Below are 19,343 nucleotides of genomic sequence, written 5' to 3'. Positions count from 1 at the left end.
CGGACCGGCATACCTGGCGGGCGCCCCCGTGCCGCGCGATGGCGGCACGGGCAGGCCCCGTCGATCAGTGGATATCGGAAAGAGTGTTGATGACCCGGGTGACCAGGCCGTAGGCGATCGCTTCGTCGGCCGACATCCAGTAATTGCGGTCGGTGTCGCGGCACACCTTCTCGTACGACTGGCCGGTTTCACGCGCGAACAGGCGGTTCAGGCGTTCGCGCATCTTCACGATCTCCCGCGCCTCGATATCGATATCGGTGGCGGGTCCGCGCACGCCGCCCATCGGCTGGTGCAGCAGGAAGCGCGTGTTCGGCAGGCAGAAGCGGCGCTGCGCGTTGCCGGCGGCGAAGATCAGCGCCCCGGCCGAGGCCACCCAGCCGGTGCCGATGACGTTCACCGGCGCCACCGAGTCGACGAAGCGGATCATGTCGTGGATCGTGTCGCCGCTTTCGACATGGCCGCCGGGCGAGTTGATATAGACGTCGATCGGGTGGTCGGACGCGCCGGCCAGCGCCAGCAGGCGGCCCGTGACGTCACGCGCCAGCTTGTCGTTGATCGCCCCGAAGACCAGAACCTTGCGCTGGTCGAACAGCCGGCTTTCCAGTTCGTTGATCGGCGAGGACAGGGTCTTGTTGTCGCCGGGTTCCTTGGGTTCCGGGCCCTGGGGCTCGGGGATGTCGGGGCCATCCGGGTCCTCGTCATCCATGCGGATCCGGTTTTTCGGCTGCATGCCGCTCATCGTGGTCTCCCTGTACCCAGGACTGGTCTACGTTATCGGTCTATCCTGCGCCGCCTTTTTGCCGGTGCCAAGACCCGTCCTGCCCGGCCGCTCTCTCGCTAAAGGCCCGCGGGCGGGCTAGTAAGGACGGACCGCCCCCGCGTCGCGCCGAAAACTGGCCGCAGGAAACTGGTCATGGAGAGAAGATAGGGATGATCGCGCCGCTGCCAAGAGACCGCATGGCTCACGCGGGCACTTCGCATGACAGCGCGCGGCCGCCCGTATGCCACGCTGTCCCGCCCCGGCGGGGGCGGGCGCCAGGGCTGGCGCTAGCCGCCCTGCTGGCGCTGGGCGGCTGCGGGCACCGCGACGCCTTCGACGCCACCCTGGACTGGTGGCACGAACACCAGGGCGGGGTCATCGCCCAGCAGCGGCCGCCGCCGCCCGGCGCGCACGAGGCCTATCCCGCCGTGGGGCTGACGCCGACCACGCCGCCGGTCCTGCCGTCGGAGGACTTGCGGGCGCACGTCACCGAAACCCTGGTCGAACAGCGCAACCTGGCCCACCGCGAAGGGGCCGAGATCGGGCCGCTGACCCTGCCGGCGCCCCCCGCGACCGGCGCCCCGCCGCAGGCCGCCGCGCCTGCCAGGCCCGCCGCGCCCGCCCCGGCGGACGGCGGCGCGTCGTCGGCCGTCCTGGTCGCCGCCGACGCCCCCCCGCCCCCGCCGGCAGCGTCCCCCGCCCCGGCCCGCGCCGCCAATGAGACCGCCACCGGAACCCCCGCCGCCCCCCCCACCGGGGCCACGTCCGGAACGGCGGACGGAACCGCGTCCGGCGAGGCCCTGGTGGCGATGCCCGAGGTCGGGGCGGATGTCGGCGGTGTCGGCGGCAAGCCGCCCCCTGCCCCGGTCCCCATTCCCGAGATTCCGGCCCAGCCCCCCATGCCGCCCAGCTTCCCGGGCTTCGTCGTGCCGGCCGACAACGCGCTGGCCACGCCCCCGCGCCCCGATTACGCGCTGTCCGACCCCGAGGGCACGCGCATCCGCTTCCCCATCGGGACCGACCAGCCGCTGCAGGGGCAGGCCGGAACGATCGCCAGCCTGGCGCGGCAGGCGCCCAACGGGCCGTTCTTCGTCCATGGCTATGGCGAGGCGCCCTCGACCGACGCGGCCGCGCAGGCCCGGGCCATGACCCTGGCCCTGCTGCGGGCCAGGGCGGTGGCCGAGCTGCTGGCGGCGGACGGCGTCCCGGCCAGGGCCATCCACCTGCGCGGCCACCCGTTCGGCGACGGCGTGCGGATCAGCAGGGCCAGATAGAGCGGCCGGATAGAGCGGATCGTGATGGACCGGAGTCCGGTCGCGCGCTCCGGCGCGGTTGCCTGCCGGGCGAGGCCGTCGTTATATCTGAACGGCGGGGAATTTACCCCGCCGGCCGCGACACGGCCGTCCTGAACCTGGTCCGCGGGCGGCACGCCCCCGGACGGATAGTCCCAACGAGCAACCCATGACCGAAGAATTCCACCGCATCCGCCGCCTGCCGCCCTATGTGTTCGCCGAGGTCAACAAGGCCAAGGCCGCGGCGCGAGCCCGGGGCGAGGACATCATCGATCTGGGCATGGGCAATCCCGACACCCCCACGCCGCCGCACATCGTGCAGAAGCTGGTCGAGACGGTGGCTGATCCCCGGTCGCACCGCTATTCCGTCAGTCGCGGCATCCCCGGCCTGCGCCGGGCGCTGGCCGGCTATTACGCCCGCCGCTTCGACGTGAAGCTGGACCCGGAAACAGAGGTGATCGCCACCCTGGGGTCCAAGGAAGGGCTGGCCAACCTGTCGGCCGCGATCACCAGCCCGGGCGACACCATCCTGGTGCCCAACCCGTCCTATCCGATCCACCAGTTCGGCTTCATCATCGCCGGCGCGTCCGTACGCTCGATCCCCGCCACGCCGGACGAGGAGATGCTGCGCGCGCTGGACCGCGCGGTGCGCCATTCGGTGCCCAAGCCCACGGCGCTGATCGTCAATTTCCCGTCCAATCCCACGGCCTATGTCGCGGACCTGGATTTCTATCGCGAACTGGTGGATTTCGCCCGCCGGCACGAGATCTGGATCATGTCCGACCTCGCCTATGCCGAGATCTATTTCGGCGACAAGGTGCCGCCCTCGATCCTGCAGGTGCCGGGGGCGAAAGACATCGCCGTGGAATTCACCTCACTGTCCAAGACCTATTCCATGGCGGGGTGGCGCATGGGCTTCGCGGCGGGCAATCCGCGCCTGATCACGGCGCTGACGCGCATCAAGTCCTATCTGGATTACGGGGCCTTCACCCCGATCCAGGTCGCGGCGGTCGCGGCCCTCAGCGGCCCGCAGGACTGCGTCGAGGAGATCCGCACCCTGTATCGCGACCGGCGCGACGTGCTGATCCGCGGCCTGCACGCGGCGGGCTGGGACGTACCCTCGCCCGAGGGCTCGATGTTCGCCTGGGCCCCCGTCCCCGCCCCGTTCCGCGAGATGGGCAGCGTCGATTTCTCGAAGCTGCTGCTGAAGGAAGCCGGGGTGGCGGTGGCGCCCGGCCTGGGCTTCGGCGAGTATGGCGAGGGCTTCGTGCGGATCGGCCTGGTGGAGAACACCCAGCGCCTGCGCCAGGCCACGCGGGCGATCCGCCAGTTCATGACCCGCCACGGCGTGGCCCCGGCCCGCGCCGAGCCGGTGCCCGACGCGGCGCTTTGACCCACCCTTCCCGCCCGGGCACGGACCGGGCGGGGAAAAATCGCACCCCGCACAAGGGGGTTTGCCACGAACGACGACAGGACATCAGGTGACCGGACGGAACATGAACGCTGACGAGTTGCGGATCGGCATCGCGGGGCTGGGCACGGTGGGTGCCGGGCTGGTCAAGCTGCTGCGCGCCAACGAATCGATCGTGGCCGCGCGGGCCGGCCGGCGGGTCGTGGTGACCGCCGTGGCCGCCCGCGACCGCACCCGCGACCGGGGCATCGACCTGGGCGGCGTGACCTGGCACGACGACGCGCTGGCCCTGGCGCGGGACCCGGACGTCGATGTCGTGGTCGAGCTGATCGGCGGGGCCGAGGGCATCGCCCGCGAGCTGGTCACGGCGGCGCTGCGGGCCGGCCGCCCGGTGGTCACGGCGAACAAGGCGCTGATCGCCGTCCACGGCGCCGAACTGGCCGAGCTGGCCGAACTGTCCGGCGTGCCCCTGATGTTCGAGGCCGCGGTGGCCGGCGGCATCCCCGCGATCAAGGCGGTGCGCGAGGGCCTGGCCGCCGACCGGCTGACGCGGGTGGGCGGCATCCTGAACGGCACCTGCAACTACATCATGACCGCGATGCGCGAGAGCGGCCGCCCCTTCGCCGACGTGCTGGCCGAGGCCCAGGCGCTGGGCTACGCCGAGGCCGATCCGTCCACCGATGTCGACGGCATCGACGCGGCGCACAAGCTGGCCATCCTGGCCGGGCTGGCGTTCGGCCGGCCGGTGGCGTTCTCCTCGGTCCATGTCGAGGGGATTCGCGGCATCGACGCGCTGGACCTCGGCTTCGCCCGGGCGCTGGGCTACCGCATCAAGCTGCTGGGCCTGGCCCGCCGGCGCGAGGACGGGATCGAGGCCCGCGTCCATCCGTGCCTGGTGCCGGAAAAGGCGCCGATCGCGCAGGTGGACGGCGTGTTCAACGCCGTGGTAGCCGAGGGCGCGTTCGTCGGCCGCCTGATGCTGGAGGGACGGGGCGCCGGCGAGGGCCCGACCGCCACCGCCGTGGCCGCCGACCTGATCGACATCGCGCGCGGCATCGCCGTGCCGGTCTGGGGCCGCAGCGCCGACGGGCTGACGCAGGTCGAGGCCCTGCCGCGCACCGCGTTCCACGAGGAATATTACCTGCGCCTGAACGTCCATGACCGCCCCGGCGTGATTGCCGACGTCACGGCCGTCCTGCGCGATCACGGCGTTTCGCTGCGCAGCATGCTGCAGCACGGACGCGCCGGCGCGGACGATACATCCGGCGAGCCCTCGGTGCCGCTGGTGCTGGTCACCCACCGCACGCGCGAATCCGCGATGATGGAGGCTCTGGCCCGGATCGCCGCCCTGCCGGCGGTGATCGGCGAACCGGCGATGATCCGCATCGAAGCCGGCTGACCCCCGCCGGCGCAAGAACCGGCGAAAAAAAGAGAGAGGAAGACAGCGATGACGTCCACACCGACTTCCGGCAAACCCAGCTCCAGCAAACCGAACGCCGGCTATCAGGTGACCGACCGCAACCTGGCCCTGGAACTGGTCCGCGTGACCGAGGCCGCGGCCATGTCGGCCTCGCACTGGACCGGCCGGGGCCTGAAGAACGAGGCCGACGGCGCCGCTGTCGAGGCGATGCGCCAGGCCTTCGACACCGTGGCGATCGACGGCACGGTGGTGATCGGCGAGGGCGAGATGGACGAGGCCCCGATGCTGTTCATCGGCGAGCGCGTTGGCTCCGGCGGCCCGGCGATGGACATCGCGGTGGACCCGCTGGAAGGCACGAACCTGTGCGCCAAGAACATGCCCAATGCCCTGACCGTGGTGGCGCTGGCCGAGGCCGGGAATTTCCTGCACGCGCCCGACATCTACATGGACAAGATCGTCGTCGGCCCCGGCCTGCCCGAGGGCGTCGTGGACCTGGACGCCAGCATTGGCGCCAACCTGCGCGAGCTGGCGCGGGCCAAGCGCAAGGATATCGGGGAACTGACGCTGTGCGCGCTGGAACGCGAACGGCATGAGGAACTGATCGCCAAGACGCGCGAGGCCGGGGCGCGGGTCATGCTGCTGAGCGACGGCGACGTGGCTGCCGCCATCGCCGCCTGCCTGCCCGACGGGCAGGTCGATATCTATGCCGGGTCGGGCGGCGCGCCCGAGGGCGTGCTGGCCGCCGCCGCCGTACGCTGCGTGCATGGCCAGATGCAGGGCCGCCTGCTGTTCGAGGATGACGAGCAGATCCAGCGCGCCCGCGCGATGGACCCGGGCCGCGACCCGTCGCGCAAGCTGGGCCTGTACGACATGGCCAAGGGCGACGTCCTGTTCTCCGCCACCGGGCGAACCAGCGGCCCGCTGCTGCGCGGCATCCGCCGCGACGGCAAGCACGTGATCACCCATTCGATCGTCATGCGCTCCAAGTCCGGGACGATCCGCTTCGTCGAGGGGCATCATGATTTCAGCACCAAGACCTGGAGCACGAACAGACATCGTGTCTGTCGGGAAAGACGCTTTCGACACCGGTCATGCCGCCCGTGGCTGACGGTCTGCTCTCGCCGGCCGTCGGTGCGGTCGGGGATGCCCTCGGGGATGCGTCCGGGACGATAGTCCTGGGCGTCGCCGCCAGCCTGGGGGGGCGGCGCTGGCTGTGGCGCGACCCGGTGCTGGCGGATGCCGGGGGGCGTGTCGGGCTGATGATCGCCCAGCAGGCCGGGGTGTCGGACATCGTCGGGCAGATGCTGGCCGCGCGCGGGCTGGACGGCCGGTCGGCGGCGACGTTCCTCGACCCGACCCTGCGGGCGCTGATGCCCGACCCCTCCGCCCTGCGCGACATGGACCCGGCCGCCGAGCGGCTGGCCGACGCCGTCCGCCGGGGCGAGACGGTCGCGGTGTTCGGCGATTACGACGTGGACGGCGCCTGTGCTGCGGCCCTGGTCACCCAACTGCTGCGCGACCTGGGCTGCCCGGTCCTGACCCATGTGCCCGACCGCATGACCGAGGGCTACGGCCCCAACGCTCCGGCGCTGGAGGCGCTGGCGGCGCGGGGGGCCACGCTGGTCGTGTGCGTCGATTGCGGCACGGCGGCGGGCGATATCCTGGCCGGGCTGGCCGGGCGGGCCGACATCATCGTGCTGGACCACCACAAGGCCGAGGGCCCGCCGCCGCCGGTCCTGGCCACCGTCAATCCCAACCGGCTGGACTGCACCTCCGGCCAGCGGGGGCTGTGCGCGGCGGGGGTGGCGTTCCTGGCGGCGGTGGCGACCGTGCGGACGCTGCGCCGCGCGGGATGGTTCGCCGCCCGGCCGGAACCCGACCTGATGGCGTTCCTGGACATCGTGGCCCTGGCCACCGTCTGCGACGTCATGCCGCTGACGGACCTGAACCGCGCGCTGGTCACGCAGGGGCTGAAGATCCTGGCCCGGCGGCAGCGCACGGGCCTGGACGCGCTGCTGGAGGTCGCGGGCGCGCGCGACCCGCTTTCGGCCTTCACCTGCGGCTTCGCGCTGGGACCGCGGATCAACGCCGGCGGCCGGATCGCAGAATCCGGACTGGGGCTGGACCTGCTGCTGTGCGACGACGCGGCCGAGGCCCGCCGCCTGGCCGAACGGCTGGATGCCGTCAACCGCCGCCGCCAGACGGTGGAAACCACCATCCTGGACCGCGCGATGGACGAGGCCGCGTCCCAGCGCGCGGCCGGGCGCGGCGTGCTGCTGCTGTCGGGGCGGGACTGGCACCCCGGCGTGGTGGGCATCGTCGCCGGGCGGATCAAGGAACGGTTCAACCGGCCGGTGCTGGTGGGGGCGGAACTGGAGGACGGCACGGTCAAGGGATCGAGCCGTTCGGTCGCGGACCTGGATCTGGGGGCCGCGATCATCGCCGCGCGCCAGGCGGGACTGCTGACGACCGGCGGCGGCCATGCGATGGCGGCGGGTTTCTCGCTGCCCCGGGAGGGGGTGCCGGCGCTGCACGATTTCCTTGAGGCCCGGCTGGCCGGCGCGACGGCGCTGCCGGATGCGACGGACGTGCTGATCGAGGGCGTGGTGCATGTGGCGGGTGCCACGACCGAACTGGCAACCGATATCGGCCGCCTGGCCCCGTTCGGCGCGGGCAATGACGAACCGATCCTGGCGATCCCGCGCGTGCGGGTGGTACGGGCCGACCGGATCGGCCGCGAGGGCAACACGCTGCGCGTGCTGGTCGAGGGCGAGGGCGGCGGCCCGCGCCTGAAGGCGCTGCTGTTCCGCGCCGACGACCACCCCGCCACCCCGATCCTGGAAGACCGCAACGCCCCCCCGCTGCACCTGGCGGGATGGCTGCGGGCGGAAAGCTGGAACGGCCGCGTCAGCGCCGGCTTCTTCATCCGCGACGCCGCGATCGCGACCTGAACGCCCGATAAAAACACCGCCCACCCCCAACAGGGCTTGACCACCCGCCCCCGGCAGGATAGGAACCCGCCCAAGCCTGCTGTCCCATTCGTCTAGAGGCCTAGGACGCCGCCCTCTCACGGCGGCAACAGGGGTTCGAATCCCCTATGGGACGCCACTCAATTTCTCGCAGTTTTCTGCGGGTTGTAGCTGGCAAAAGCGAAATCCTGATTTTCCAAATGTTGGATTTTGAGCCATTCCTGAGCCAAGCGGGAAAATATGGCTCTTTGCTATCAGGGGCTTCGCATGGGCGAAACAGACAAGTCAGGAAACGACCCGGTTACGGGTAAGCCACTTCCCAAGGGAGTCTGGTATCGCGGTCCCGGCCAGTATCAGGCCCGCAAGATGGTCGATGGCAAGCGCCTGCGAAAGACGTTTGCCTCATCGGCCCTGGCTCGACGGTGGCTCAGCGAGAAGCGTGCGGAGGTTGACCTTCGCCAGTTCAAGGACACCTCCGCTATCGACCGGCTGCCCATCCGGCAATTGGTGGAACGCTATCGCGACGAATGCATGGCCCATCGTGAAGCTGACAGGACAGGCCATATCCCGGCCCTGCTGGATGACCCGGTGGTCGGTGTCATGGTCGGCAAGTGGATGCCTGCCGATGTCAGGGCGTTCAGGGACCGGATGCTGGCGGACGGGTATGCGCCCGCCACGGTGGTCAAACGCCTGAACCTGCTGGCCAGCATCATCCAGCACGCCATCAGCGAGTGGGATATCCATACCGTCAATCATGCATCTGGCAGGGTCGTGAAACGACCGGCTGGTGCGGACAAAAAACGCAATCGCAGGCTTTCGAGCAAGACTGGTTTCAACGTCAACAGCAATAAAACCGAAAACGAACAGGGCAAGACGGAATACGAACGTCTCATCGGGGCCATGCTCACCTCTTGTCATTCCGATGATGTCTGGCTCGTCAGATGGTCCATCGAGCAGGCCTGTCGGTTGGCTGAATCGCTGTCCTTGCGATGGAAAGATATCGATTTCGAGCAGAAGACAATTTCTCTGGAAAGGGTCAAGAATGAGAGGCACAGGGAAGAACTTGGTGACGAAAAGAGGCCCCTGACACCCGGCGCCCGAAGGGTATTGCTGAAGTGTAGAAGTTTGCACTTAATCTGACGGACGGCTTGAAGTGGCCGGCGTGGATGCTACGCGTTCATGTGGTGTTCGACGTGGCGCCCGATATCTTTTTCGCGGGCGTGGTGGGCTGCGTCAAGGAAGGTTTGCATCGGGGTTTTGCCGAAGCAGTATCGTCCCTGGTGGGTGCGATTGCGGTTGAAGTCATCCATCCATTCGTCGAGGTCTGCCTGGAGTTCGTGGATGCTGTCGTAGATCTTGCGGCGAAAAGTGACACGATAGAACTCGTCGAGCATGGTCTTGTGGAAGCGCTCGACGATGCCGTTGGTCTGCGGGCTGCGCGCCTTGGTGCGGGTATGGTCGATGTTCTCCACCGCCAGATAGAGTTCGTATTCATGGCGGTCATGAGAGCCGCAGAATTCGGTGCCCCGGTCGGTCAGCACGCGCTGGAGCGGGAGATCGTGCAGCTCGAAGAAGGGGATGACGCGGTCGTTGAGCAGGTCGGCAGCGGTAACCGGGGTCTTGCGGTCATAGAGCTTGGCGAAGCCGAACTTGCTGTAGGTATCGACGAAGGTCTGCTGGTAAACGCGACCGAAGCCCTTCAGGGTGCCACATAGAAGGTGCCTGGGGCGGAATACCGCGCATGCCATTTCAACTCGACGGAACGGTCTATGACGGCGGTCCGGCCGTCGATCCCGAAGAGCGGGCCCGTCATATCGCTTGCAAGAACCGCAAATTGCCGCGGGCGCTCGCGTGAGTGTCCAGCTGCAAAGGAATGTTCCGCCGCGTGTCGGGATGACCGCGGCGTTCTGAACAGGGAGATCCGCCAAGGCGGATGGGGAAGGGTGCAGTCGAGGACGACGGGAAGCACGATATCTTGCCTGGAGCACGCGCAGGTGAACGCCTCGTGGGACTCCGCTCGAGTGCCTGTGATGCTGCCCCGTGAATCCGATGGCAAAATGCGCCACGACGAAAGGCCGGCCGCCCATCCACGGATGGGGCGGCATATCAGTCGTCGCTGAGCGCGGAAGAGTGCACGGCGTGCCACGAACCCTCAGTCAGGGCCGAGATGCCAGTCCAGGAGCAGAACTGTGATCGTGAAAGGAAGCTAAAGGAAAACGAAGAATGAAAAACTTGACCAAAAAACCCGCCCGATTAAGAGGGCAAGGTAAAAGCAGCGCCCGTTCGAGGCTGCATGTGGTTGGTTTGATTGGGGAATTTGCCCTCTCACCACGCACCACCTGCGGCTGTCCGGGCATTTTTCCTAATCTTTTCAACGATCCGGGCGTGGTCAGGCGCGCATCGAAGCGGAGAGCGGGCCATGCCGACGCGCGATGACAGTCTGAACGTTCGGCCCGGACGCATCCAGCATGGCAATCAGGGCGCGCGTCCGAAATCCTTCGTCGGTGAGGTCATGCGCGCCGCGAAGAAAGCCGGTCATAGCGGCACCCGCTTCGGCGCGAAGGGCAGGGGAGGCGGTGGCGGTTCCCGCTTCGGACGCGGCCGGCGTGCGGCACTCTCCATGCGGCTGCGCAGCAATGCCTGTCGGGTCGTGGTCATGGCGCGCGTCGTTCGCCAGCAGGGCACGCGGTTTCGCTCGGCGCCGCTCGCCCGGCACATCGCCTATCTCAGGCGCGAGGGCGTGACCCGCGACGGTGCCAAGGCCCATCTGTTCGATGCCGGTTCCGATGAGGCGGACAGCAAGGCCTTCGCGGAACGGTGCGAAGATGACCGCCACCATTTTCGTTTCATCGTCTCGCCCGAGGACGCGGCACGGATGGAGGATCTGCGGGGCTTCGCACGGGAACTGATGCAGGACATGGAGCGCGACCTCGGCACGAAGCTGGACTGGGTCGGGGTGGATCACTGGAATACGGATAATCCCCACGTCCATATCCTGGTGCGCGGTGTCGCCGATGACGGCAAGGATCTGGTGATCAGCCGCGCCTATATCAGCCAGGGCCTGCGCGACCGTGCCGCCGAGCGGGTGACGCTGGAGCTTGGCCCGCGCAGCGAACAGGAAATCCGCACCGCCCTGGAGACCGAGATCGGCGCCGACCGGTGGACCAGTCTCGATCGCGCGTTGCAGGACATCGGCGATGAAGGGGGCGGCATCGTCGATCTCCGTCCCGGTGCAGGAGGCGAAGACCCGGAACTGCGCCGCCTGCTGGTCGGAAGGGCGACCAAGCTGGAAGGGCTCGGCTTGGCGGAGCGCGTCGGGGTGGCACGCTGGACCCTCAAGCCGGGGCTGGAGGCGACCCTGCGCGATCTCTCCATCCGGGGCGACATCATCAGGACCATGCACCGCGCCATGTCCGACGGCGGGGCGGAACCAGATGTTGCGGGTTTCGCGATCCATGGCGAGAAACTTGCCGATCCGGTTATTGGTCGACTGGTCGAGCGCGGGCTGGATGATGAGTTGAAAGGCTCCGGCTACGTGGTCATCGCCGGCACCGACGGGCGGACGCATCATGTCCGCTTCCCCGATCTGGACCTGACCGGTGACGCGAAAACGGGTGCGATCGTCGAGACCCGAGCTTGGGAAGACGCGAAGGGCACTCAGCGCCTGTCGCTGGCGACGCGTTCGGACTTCACGCTGGCCGAGCAGGTGACGGCGCCCGGCGCGACCTGGCTCGACCGCCAGTTGCTCGCCAAAGACCCGGCGCTGGCCAACGCGGGCTTCGGCGGAGAGGTTCGCGCAGCGATGACGCAACGGATTGACCATCTCGCGTTCGAGGGACTGGCCCGGCGGCAGAGCGAGCGTGTGGTGTTCGCGCCCGACCTGATCGGCACCCTGCGCCAGCGCGATCTCGATCAGGCGGTCGCCAGGTTGGCGGCGCAGACCGGGTTGGAGCACCGGCCCGCGAAGGAAGGCGAGATCGTCGCGGGAGTCTATCGCCAGAGGGTCGTTCTATCCTCGGGCCGGTTCGCGATGGTCGATGACGGGCTGGGCTTCCAGCTCGTGCCGTGGCGCCCGGCGCTGGAGCAGAAGCTGGGACGACAGGTTTCCGGCACCCTGTCGCCGGGTGGATCGGTGGACTGGAATTTCGGGCGCAAGCGGGGGCTCGGGATTTGACCTCGGTCGGCCCGCTTGCGGATTTTCGGCTGACAAAATGGCTGCTTCATAAGTATGATAAAGTATGCCCGCTTAAGGAGGAGCCGCCTCATGTCCACGATCGAACGGATGACCATCACCGTACCGTCCGAGATGGCGGCGACCCTGCGCCAGTCCGTTGAGGGCGGCGAATATGCCTCGACCAGCGAGGTGGTGCGCGAGGCATTGCGCGAATGGATGCGCCGTCGTGATACCGACCGTCGCGATCTCGATGCCCTGCGGGAGGCGATCAGGCTTGGTGATGAGAGCGGGTCGAGTATCGCGGCCGAGACCGTCTTCGCCGAATTGCGCGACGTGATCGCCCGGCACCGTTCGCAGGGATGAAACGGCTCGGCTGAATGGAAATCTGATATGGCAAATTATGCCATTATTTGCCATCATGCGAACGCAGGGGGATATGACAATGGCTTCCATGAATGTATCCGTGCCGGATCCGATGCGTGATTGGGTTCAGCGCCGTATCGACAGTGGGCAATATGCAAGCGTCAGCGATTACGTGCGCGACCTGATCCGGCGCGACCAGACACAGGCCGAGGAACGGCAGGCTCTGGTCGAGGTCCTGGTTCAGGGCGAACAGAGCGGTGTGAGCAAACGCACGATTCCCGACATCCTCGCGGCGATGAAGACGGCCCACGACGCGACGGATGCCTAGCTACACGCTTTCCGGCGAAGCGGATTCCGACGTTCAGGCCATTATCGCGCTTTCGATCCGGAATTGGGGATGGGCGCGCGCCGAGCGCTATATCCTCGACCTGCATACGGCCTTCGAGACGCTGGGGACCTATCCCGACATGGGAGCGGATATCGGCGATCTGCGGACCGGATATTTTCGCTTCGTCCATGACAGCCACGCTGTACTCTATCGGAAGACGGGTGAAGGGATCTTTATCGTTCGTGTCCTGCATCAGCGTCAGGAGCCGAAACACTATCTCTGATCGTCCGGGGCGGGGAATCGCCGCGCAGGTCGGCTGTGCATCGCGTGGTCTGACGTCATCGGTGCGTCCGATTTTTGTCCGGATCTATCCGGGAAGCCCACCGCTTCAACTCAGAAATTGAAGTCAGTGGCACCGATCCTCTTGATCGGTGGTCATCATGAACCAGACCAAGATCCTATGGGGATCGGTGTGCGCCGTCAGCACCGTGATCCTCGCCTTTACCTGGGCCGCGACGCAGTGGACTGCCTGGTGGCTCGGCTTCCAGCCGCAGCTTGGCGCGCCGTGGGTCACGCTGCTCGGCTGGCCGGTTTATTACCCGCCGGAGTTCTTCTGGTGGTGGTTCGCCTATGACGCCTACGCACCGGACATCTTCACCACCGGCGGTTACATCGCGGGGTCGGGAGGGATTGTCGCCGTCATCGTCGCGATCACGATGTCCGTCTGGCGTGCCCGCGAGAAAAAGCGCGCCACCACCTATGGCTCGGCGCACTGGGCCGATCCGCGTGAGATCCGCCGCGCCGGATTGCTCGCACCCGATGGCGTGGTGCTGGGCCGCTTGGCCGATGCCTATCTCCGCCATGACGGACCCGAGCATGTGCTGTGCTTCGCGCCGACCCGATCGGGCAAGGGCGTCGGTCTGGTGGTGCCGACCCTGCTGACGTGGCCGGGCTCCGCCATCGTCCATGACATCAAGGGCGAGAACTGGACATTGACCGCCGGCTGGCGCTCCCGCTTCGGCCGGGTGCTGCTGTTCGATCCGACCAACCTCGCCAGCGCCGCCTACAATCCGTTGCTGGAGGTTCGGCGCGGCGAGCGCGAAGTCCGGGACGTGCAGAACATCGCCGACGTGCTGGTCGATCCCGAAGGCGCTCTTGAGAAGCGCAATCATTGGGAAAAGACCAGCCACGCGCTGCTGGTCGGCACCATCCTGCATGTCCTTTATGCCGAGGAAGACAAGACCCTGGCCGGGGTCGCCAATTTCCTCTCCGACCCGAAACGGGCGATCGAGACCACGCTGCGCGCGATGATGACCACGCCGCATCTTGGCAAAAAAGGTGTCCATCCGGTGGTCGCCAGTTCGGCGCGGGAACTGCTCAACAAGAGCGACAACGAGCGCTCCGGCGTGCTCTCCACCGCCATGTCGTTCCTTGGCCTCTATCGCGATCCCGTTGTGGCCCACGTGACCCGGCGCTGCGACTGGCGCATCCGCGATCTCGTCGCTGGTACCGACCCGGCCACGCTGTATCTGGTGGTGCCGCCCTCGGATATCAGCCGCACCAAGCCGTTGGTCCGCCTGGTGCTCAACCAGATCGGCCGTCGTCTGACCGAGGAACTGGAGGCGAAGCGCCGTCACCGCTTGCTATTGATGCTTGATGAATTCCCGGCGCTGGGACGGCTGGATTTCTTCGAGAGCGCGCTGGCCTTCATGGCGGGCTACGGCATCAAGAGCTTCCTGATCGGCCAGAGCCTGAACCAAATCGAGAAAGCCTACGGTCAGAATAATTCGATCCTCGACAACTGCCATGTCCGAGTCAGTTTCGCGACCAACGACGAGCGGACCGCCAAGCGGGTTTCCGATGCGCTCGGCACCGCGACGGAGATCCGTGACGCGAAAAACTATGCCGGGCACCGGCTGTCGCCGTGGCTCGGGCATCTGATGGTGACGCGCCATGAGACGGCACGTCCGCTGCTGACGCCCGGCGAGATCATGCAGCTTCCCCCTGATGAGGAACTGGTGCTGGTGTCCGGCTGCCCGCCGATCCGGGCGCGCAAGGCGCGGTATTTCGAGGATGCTGAACTGGCCGCGCGCATCCTCCCGCCACCCCGGTTCGAGCCACCTTCGGCTCCCGAGGAAACGCCACCCACCGGACCGCAGTCGCCAGGGGGCTGGGCCGATGTGGTCCAGCCGCCTCCTGCCGGCAATGCGGATGATGATCCCGCCAATGCCGGCATCCGCCGGGAGCCGGAACTACCGAAACAGGAAGAGGTGGTGCCTGCGCCGAGGAAACCGGTGCATGAATTTGATCCGCCCGAGGACGAACCCGAAGACGACGCCACACGAGCGCAGACCCTTCGGCGCGGGGAGCGGGCTCTCGCGCGGCAGGTGGCGCTCGATCCTGGCGATCGGATGGGGCTGTGACAGCGATGCGGATCAAGCACACGATCCGGCTGCCGCCCGATCTCAGCGTCATGCTTGCCGATTACGCCGCCCGCAAGAAGGTGCCGCAGGCGCTGATCGTGGAGACGGCGCTGGCATCGTTCCTGTCACCGGACGGGCCGGAGCGGCTGGAGGCGGCGTTGGCCCGGCGGCTGGACCGGATGACGCGGCAGTTGGAACGCATGGAGCGACGGGTCACGATTTCGAATGAGTCGCTGGCCGTGTTCGTGCGGTTCTGGCTGACCAGCACGCCCCCTTTGCCCGACGCGGCCTTTGCCGCCGTTCAAAGCAAGGGGCGGGAGCGGTATGATGGCTTCGTCGAGGCGATCGGCCGCAGACTCGCGCGCGGAAAGACGCTGGATGACGAGGTGAGGCAGGATTTCGTTGGTGCGGCTGAGGACGAAAGTCGTTGACCGTGTTTGCGGGTCTCTGGCGTATTTTCGTCTCTTTTTTTACAGGTTCCAATCAGTGGTGCATTCGGATTTTTGCGCGAATATTTCCAACTGGCCTTGGGTTTGAACTAACGTAGATGTTATTGTGGTGTGCATGGGCTGAGATATTCTTCGGTCATTTCTAAAACGTTGCTGTTGTTTGTGGAGACCGGGGGAATGAAGATCTCTGGACCAAAATTTCTCTGGGGAATACGTTCTGTATCAAAGCCGAGTAGGCGTTTATCTGAACCGTCGTTCCACAGGACTTGCAGCGGAAGAAAAGTCTTATTGACAGTAACGGAAAGTCTGACCATCTCTCTACCGGAGATTGTTGTTGTACAAGTATTAGGCTTTCCGCCGTAAGCCTCAAGAAGTGCCGAGACATTGTTGGCTATTTCGGGGGTGACGAAGACAGCATTTTGTCGCCAAGTGTGAAAGCCTGCAAAAGCCATACATTCTCTGGAAAAAGCTGACCACGATCCATGGAAAATTAAGAAAAATACGAGTAATACGACAGAAATTGCGGGATTTTGTCTCAGTTTATCGGCAGGCACATTGTCTACGAAGGTGAGCAGAAGGAAGCCGGATAGGCAGAAGTATAATATCAGGCTGATGAGGCCGATTTCTGTTATATTGAGTGCAGCAAGAAGAAAAATCATTAAAGATGAAAAAAGAGAGATAATAATATATAGAGTAAATGAGAATTTATCGCGAGGGAACACGTTATGTATAGCGGGAGTGGGTGTTTGAGGGAGAGAGTGGCATCCACGCCAGAGGATGATGGGCAGGAGTGCTGAGATTACATTGCAGGTTAGGACAGGCCAGAAAAATTCTTCAGGCTTGTCGGAGAGAAGAATTAATGCTGTCAATGTCAGGATTAGGCTAACAATAAGAGCGATAGCTATATAAAAAAACCAAGCCCTGTCGGAGACAGGAGGACAGTTCCTAATTGTGGAAGGCTGATCGGGGAGGCGTTGCAGTCTGTACTTTTGCCAGATTGACGTGCTGACAATCGAACTTATGAGGTTTGTGACCAAAAGTGCGAAGAATTTGAAGAAGGCATGAGAAGGTTGATCTGTCTGGGAGGCAGGAGGCAGCAGAGTTGCACGTTGGGAACCCATGCTGTGGAAAGGCGCCAGGATAACGTCGTGCAGCATGCTCACTTGCTGTGGAGAGGAGTTTTGCAGCCAAGTCAACAAGCAGTTTGCAGCAAGTGCCGAGAGACAAGCTACAACGATGATCAGAAAGCAACCCTTCAAAAGGGGGAGACTTTCCCCGATGACAACGATGGGATAGCGGCACACAGATACCGTGATCTGGCGCAGTCTGGTCCATGGGAATGCTCCAGTGCCGGATAGGGTACTGACTTTTCGCCATTGCTGGAAAAAAATGACGAGACAGGCATAGAACCAGAAAGCGGACATGGCTCCAAGAATAAGCATGAAGCCGTAAAAGAGAGTGACTGTCAGACTGACGGATAAGGCAATCCAGAGGAAGTTGGTCTGGCTGATAAATGCAGGAAGATTGCCAATGTGGCTCTGGTAATAAAATAGCATGAACGCGCCTGGGGTGGATGCAATGGCGGCGGGTCCGAGAAGAGAGAGAATTTTCTGAGAAAGTTTTTCGTTCAACAAAATCTCCTTTTAAATAATTGTTATCTTTTTTGTAAATTTACCACGACCATTATTTGAATGTGGAGTGGAATATTCTGGCTACACAGCCTTCTTCAGCACCGGGCTCGCCTTGAAGCGCACGGTCTTGCCTGCCTTGACCTTCACCGGCTCGCCGGTGCGGGGATTGAGCGCCTTCCGGGCTTTGGTCTTGTGAACGGTGAACGTCCCGAAGGACGGCAGCGTGAACCCGCCCTCCTGCTTCAGCTCGGCGACAATAGCCCCGACCAGATCATCGGCGGCCTTGGTAGCGGCAACGCCGGTGCAGGCGAGGGAATCCTGAAGAACAGCGGCGATGAAGGCTTTGCTCATGCGGGCACAGGTCCGTGTCGTGGTCGATTCCAGAAAACGGTAGCAGCGCCCTGTCGTCCCGTCACCGCCCAAACGGCAACCTACTCCTATGCAAGTTCTTCTATCCCAGCGCCCTACGGTCCCAGAGACTTGTTGCGCTGCCGTGTTCCTGCCTCTTTCTAATCGATCCCGCTGATCCATCGCCTCCCTCTGGAGGCTAATCGCGGGGTTCCCGGTGTCTATCGCTCCCTTCCGCTCCGAAGCCGTCGTCCGAGGCACGCGCATGCTGCGCACCGCACTCGGCCCGGCGATTGCCGGCCATCTCGACGATCCGTCGATCGTCGAAGTGATGCTCAATCCCGACGGGAAACTGTGGATCGACCGGCTGGCCGGCGGAATGGAGGACACCGGCACCCGGATCGGGCCGGCCGACGCCGAGCGGATCGTCCGCCTGGTCGCCCACCATGTCGGCGTCGAGGTGCATCCCGCCAGCCCCCGCGTCTCCGCCGAACTGCCGGGAAGCGGGGAGCGGTTCGAAGGGCTGGTGCCCCCGGTGGTGGCCGCACCCTGCTTTGCCATCCGGCGCCCAGCCGTCGCGGTGTTCTCGCTCGGCGATTACGTGACCGCCGGGATCATGACCGCCGCACAGGCCAAATTTCTGCACCGCGCCGTCGCGGAGCGGCGGAACATTCTCGTCGCCGGCGGCACCTCCACCGGCAAGACCACGCTGGTCAACGCCCTGCTGGCCGAGATCGCCCAGACCGGCGACCGGGTGGTGCTGATCGAGGATACCCGCGAGTTGCAATGCGCGGCGCCCAATCTGGTCGCCCTGCGCACCAAAGACGGGGCTGCCTCGCTCTCCGACCTGGTCCGTTCCTCGCTGCGCCTGCGTCCCGACCGGATTCCGATCGGCGAGGTGCGCGGCGCCGAGGCGCTCGACCTGCTCAAGGCCTGGGGCACCGGTCATCCCGGCGGCGTCGGCACCCTGCATGCCGGTTCGGCGATCGGCGCGCTGCGCCGGCTGGAGCAACTGATCCAGGAAGCCGTCGTCACCGTGCCGCGCGCCCTGATCGCCGAGACCATCGACGTCATCGCGGTGCTGTCCGGGCGCGGCAGCGCGCGCCGGCTGACTGAACTCGCCACCGTCCAGGGCCTGAGCCCCGATGGAGACTACATCCTCGCACCTGCCGGAGACCCGTCATGACCCGCATGATTGTCCTGCGCCATCGCTTTGCTGTGGCTGGCGCCACCCTCTCGCTCGCCCTGCTGTCGGCCCCGGCCTATGCCGCCGGTTCGAGCATGCCTTGGGAGGAGCCGCTCAACCAGATCCTGGAAAGTGTGCAGGGGCCGGTCGCCAAGATCATCTCGGTGATCATCATCACCGTGACCGGTCTGACCCTGGCCTTTGGGGAAACATCCGGTGGCTTCCGCCGCCTGATCCAGATCGTCTTTGGTCTGTCGATCGCTTTTGCCGCGTCCAGCTTTTTCCTGTCCTTCTTTTCCTTCTCGGGCGGGGCGCTGATCTGATGGAGCCGGACAGCATCCCTGGCTTCACCGCGCCGGTGCATCGCGCCCTGATCGAGCCGATCCTGCTCGGCGGCGCACCGCGCACGGTGGCGATCGTCAACGGCACGCTGTCGGCCGCCATCGGCCTCGGCCTGCGGCTGTGGATCGCCGGCGGAATCTTCTGGCTGGTCGGCCATCTCGCCGCCGTCTATGCGGCCAAACGCGATCCCGCCTTCGTCGACGTGGTACGCCGGCATCTGCGTTATCCCACCCATCTGGTCGGATGA

Annotated in this window: 19 protein-coding genes, 1 tRNA gene and 1 pseudogene; 17 read left to right on the top strand and 4 right to left on the bottom strand. The window is 65.6% G+C overall.

The window, feature by feature from the left end; genetic code table 11:
• Positions 1-64: 64 nt before the first annotated feature.
• Complete coding sequence (locus GDI_RS04940; protein ID WP_012223918.1) at positions 65-739, bottom strand: ATP-dependent Clp protease proteolytic subunit; 675 nt, start codon at positions 737-739, stop codon at positions 65-67.
• A gap of 218 nt (positions 740-957) precedes the next feature.
• Here GDI_RS04940 and GDI_RS04935 point away from each other — a divergent pair, with 218 nt between their 5' ends.
• From GDI_RS04935 to GDI_RS04905, 7 genes are all read left to right on the top strand, one after another.
• Positions 958-2,034, top strand: coding sequence for an OmpA family protein (locus GDI_RS04935; RefSeq protein WP_012223917.1), 1,077 nt, complete (start codon positions 958-960; stop codon positions 2,032-2,034).
• A 187-nt stretch (positions 2,035-2,221) separates the two neighbouring features.
• Positions 2,222-3,445 carry an LL-diaminopimelate aminotransferase gene (locus GDI_RS04930; protein ID WP_012223916.1) on the top strand — a complete coding sequence of 408 codons (1,224 nt, stop codon included), beginning with the start codon at positions 2,222-2,224 and terminating at the stop codon, positions 3,443-3,445.
• A 103-nt stretch (positions 3,446-3,548) separates the two neighbouring features.
• A complete protein-coding gene (locus GDI_RS04925; protein ID WP_012554380.1) occupies positions 3,549-4,862 on the top strand; it encodes a homoserine dehydrogenase in 1,314 nt (437 codons plus the stop codon).
• Positions 4,863-4,910: 48 nt separating this feature from the next.
• On the top strand, positions 4,911-6,056 hold the full coding sequence (gene glpX / locus GDI_RS04920; RefSeq protein WP_012223914.1) for a class II fructose-bisphosphatase: 1,146 nt from the start codon (positions 4,911-4,913) through the stop codon (positions 6,054-6,056).
• Positions 5,975-7,834, top strand: a complete 1,860-nt coding sequence (gene recJ / locus GDI_RS04915; protein ID WP_012554378.1) for a single-stranded-DNA-specific exonuclease RecJ — start codon at positions 5,975-5,977, stop codon at positions 7,832-7,834. The genes glpX and recJ overlap by 82 nt, the downstream gene beginning before the upstream one ends.
• Before the next feature lie 81 nt (positions 7,835-7,915).
• A tRNA-Glu gene (locus tag GDI_RS04910) sits at positions 7,916-7,991 on the top strand.
• A gap of 128 nt (positions 7,992-8,119) precedes the next feature.
• Positions 8,120-8,992 (top strand): tyrosine-type recombinase/integrase, encoded by an 873-nt coding sequence (locus tag GDI_RS04905; protein WP_012223912.1) that lies wholly within the window; start codon positions 8,120-8,122, stop codon positions 8,990-8,992.
• A gap of 29 nt (positions 8,993-9,021) precedes the next feature.
• Here GDI_RS04905 and GDI_RS04900 read toward each other — a convergent pair.
• Positions 9,022-9,561: pseudogene (locus tag GDI_RS04900) on the bottom strand (IS481-like element ISGdi10 family transposase); the annotation flags it as partial.
• A 514-nt stretch (positions 9,562-10,075) separates the two neighbouring features.
• Between GDI_RS04900 and GDI_RS19655 the strand changes: the two are divergent.
• From GDI_RS19655 to GDI_RS04870, 7 genes are all read left to right on the top strand, one after another.
• Positions 10,076-10,288 carry a hypothetical protein gene (locus GDI_RS19655; protein ID WP_157870994.1) on the top strand — a complete coding sequence of 71 codons (213 nt, stop codon included), beginning with the start codon at positions 10,076-10,078 and terminating at the stop codon, positions 10,286-10,288.
• The gene (locus GDI_RS04895) at positions 10,272-12,026 is read left to right on the top strand and encodes a relaxase/mobilization nuclease domain-containing protein (protein ID WP_012223910.1); all 1,755 of its coding nucleotides are present in this window, start codon (positions 10,272-10,274) and stop codon (positions 12,024-12,026) included. Before GDI_RS19655 ends, GDI_RS04895 begins: the two co-directional genes overlap by 17 nt.
• A 90-nt stretch (positions 12,027-12,116) precedes the next feature.
• On the top strand, positions 12,117-12,389 hold the full coding sequence (locus GDI_RS04890; RefSeq protein ID WP_012223909.1) for a ribbon-helix-helix domain-containing protein: 273 nt from the start codon (positions 12,117-12,119) through the stop codon (positions 12,387-12,389).
• Positions 12,390-12,468: 79 nt separating this feature from the next.
• On the top strand, positions 12,469-12,717 hold the full coding sequence (locus GDI_RS04885; protein WP_041249296.1) for a type II toxin-antitoxin system ParD family antitoxin: 249 nt from the start codon (positions 12,469-12,471) through the stop codon (positions 12,715-12,717).
• Entirely contained in the window at positions 12,710-13,000 is a 291-nt protein-coding gene (locus GDI_RS04880) for a type II toxin-antitoxin system RelE/ParE family toxin (protein WP_012223901.1), read from the top strand. The genes GDI_RS04885 and GDI_RS04880 overlap by 8 nt, the downstream gene beginning before the upstream one ends.
• 157 nt (positions 13,001-13,157) lie before the next feature.
• On the top strand, positions 13,158-15,140 hold the full coding sequence (locus GDI_RS04875; protein WP_012223897.1) for a conjugal transfer protein TraG: 1,983 nt from the start codon (positions 13,158-13,160) through the stop codon (positions 15,138-15,140).
• Between the two features lie 5 nt (positions 15,141-15,145).
• Positions 15,146-15,571 (top strand): hypothetical protein, encoded by a 426-nt coding sequence (locus tag GDI_RS04870; protein ID WP_012223896.1) that lies wholly within the window; start codon positions 15,146-15,148, stop codon positions 15,569-15,571.
• A gap of 119 nt (positions 15,572-15,690) precedes the next feature.
• On the opposite strand, the gene GDI_RS19650 is transcribed toward GDI_RS04870, so the two are convergent.
• Both GDI_RS19650 and GDI_RS04865 read right to left on the bottom strand, forming a co-directional pair.
• Positions 15,691-17,220, bottom strand: a complete 1,530-nt coding sequence (locus tag GDI_RS19650) for a hypothetical protein (RefSeq protein ID WP_157870993.1) — start codon at positions 17,218-17,220, stop codon at positions 15,691-15,693.
• An 81-nt stretch (positions 17,221-17,301) separates the two neighbouring features.
• The gene (locus GDI_RS04865; protein ID WP_012223894.1) at positions 17,302-17,571 is read right to left on the bottom strand and encodes an HU family DNA-binding protein; all 270 of its coding nucleotides are present in this window, start codon (positions 17,569-17,571) and stop codon (positions 17,302-17,304) included.
• 214 nt (positions 17,572-17,785) lie between these two features.
• Here GDI_RS04865 and trbB point away from each other — a divergent pair, with 214 nt between their 5' ends.
• From trbB to GDI_RS04850, 3 genes are read left to right on the top strand one after another with little or no spacing between them, the layout of a single operon-like run.
• Positions 17,786-18,754, top strand: coding sequence for a P-type conjugative transfer ATPase TrbB (trbB, locus tag GDI_RS04860; protein ID WP_012223893.1), 969 nt, complete (start codon positions 17,786-17,788; stop codon positions 18,752-18,754).
• Complete coding sequence (locus GDI_RS04855) at positions 18,751-19,077, top strand: TrbC/VirB2 family protein (protein ID WP_081482849.1); 327 nt, start codon at positions 18,751-18,753, stop codon at positions 19,075-19,077. Before trbB ends, GDI_RS04855 begins: the two co-directional genes overlap by 4 nt.
• On the top strand, positions 19,077-19,343 hold the full coding sequence (locus GDI_RS04850; RefSeq protein WP_012223891.1) for a VirB3 family type IV secretion system protein: 267 nt from the start codon (positions 19,077-19,079) through the stop codon (positions 19,341-19,343). Before GDI_RS04855 ends, GDI_RS04850 begins: the two co-directional genes overlap by 1 nt.

The sequence above is a fragment of the Gluconacetobacter diazotrophicus PA1 5 genome (genome assembly GCF_000067045.1).
Lineage (GTDB): Bacteria > Pseudomonadota > Alphaproteobacteria > Acetobacterales > Acetobacteraceae > Gluconacetobacter > Gluconacetobacter diazotrophicus.
This window is presented reverse-complemented; position numbering and strand designations above follow the sequence as displayed.

Bases quoted from the DNA above. Each gene is read 5' to 3' on its own strand.
- GDI_RS04940 (WP_012223918.1), bottom strand. From the start codon at position 739: ATGAGCGGCATGCAGCCGAAAAACCGGATCCGCATGGATGACGAGGAC.
- GDI_RS04935 (WP_012223917.1), top strand. From the start codon at position 958: ATGGCTCACGCGGGCACTTCGCATGACAGCGCGCGGCCGCCCGTATGC.
- GDI_RS04930 (WP_012223916.1), top strand. From the start codon at position 2,222: ATGACCGAAGAATTCCACCGCATCCGCCGCCTGCCGCCCTATGTGTTC.
- GDI_RS04925 (WP_012554380.1), top strand. From the start codon at position 3,549: ATGAACGCTGACGAGTTGCGGATCGGCATCGCGGGGCTGGGCACGGTG.
- glpX (WP_012223914.1), top strand. From the start codon at position 4,911: ATGACGTCCACACCGACTTCCGGCAAACCCAGCTCCAGCAAACCGAAC.
- recJ (WP_012554378.1), top strand. From the start codon at position 5,975: ATGCCGCCCGTGGCTGACGGTCTGCTCTCGCCGGCCGTCGGTGCGGTC.
- GDI_RS04905 (WP_012223912.1), top strand. From the start codon at position 8,120: ATGGGCGAAACAGACAAGTCAGGAAACGACCCGGTTACGGGTAAGCCA.
- GDI_RS19655 (WP_157870994.1), top strand. From the start codon at position 10,076: ATGAAAAACTTGACCAAAAAACCCGCCCGATTAAGAGGGCAAGGTAAA.
- GDI_RS04895 (WP_012223910.1), top strand. From the start codon at position 10,272: ATGCCGACGCGCGATGACAGTCTGAACGTTCGGCCCGGACGCATCCAG.
- GDI_RS04890 (WP_012223909.1), top strand. From the start codon at position 12,117: ATGTCCACGATCGAACGGATGACCATCACCGTACCGTCCGAGATGGCG.
- GDI_RS04885 (WP_041249296.1), top strand. From the start codon at position 12,469: ATGGCTTCCATGAATGTATCCGTGCCGGATCCGATGCGTGATTGGGTT.
- GDI_RS04880 (WP_012223901.1), top strand. From the start codon at position 12,710: ATGCCTAGCTACACGCTTTCCGGCGAAGCGGATTCCGACGTTCAGGCC.
- GDI_RS04875 (WP_012223897.1), top strand. From the start codon at position 13,158: ATGAACCAGACCAAGATCCTATGGGGATCGGTGTGCGCCGTCAGCACC.
- GDI_RS04870 (WP_012223896.1), top strand. From the start codon at position 15,146: ATGCGGATCAAGCACACGATCCGGCTGCCGCCCGATCTCAGCGTCATG.
- GDI_RS04865 (WP_012223894.1), bottom strand. From the start codon at position 17,571: ATGAGCAAAGCCTTCATCGCCGCTGTTCTTCAGGATTCCCTCGCCTGC.
- GDI_RS04855 (WP_081482849.1), top strand. From the start codon at position 18,751: ATGACCCGCATGATTGTCCTGCGCCATCGCTTTGCTGTGGCTGGCGCC.
- GDI_RS04850 (WP_012223891.1), top strand. From the start codon at position 19,077: ATGGAGCCGGACAGCATCCCTGGCTTCACCGCGCCGGTGCATCGCGCC.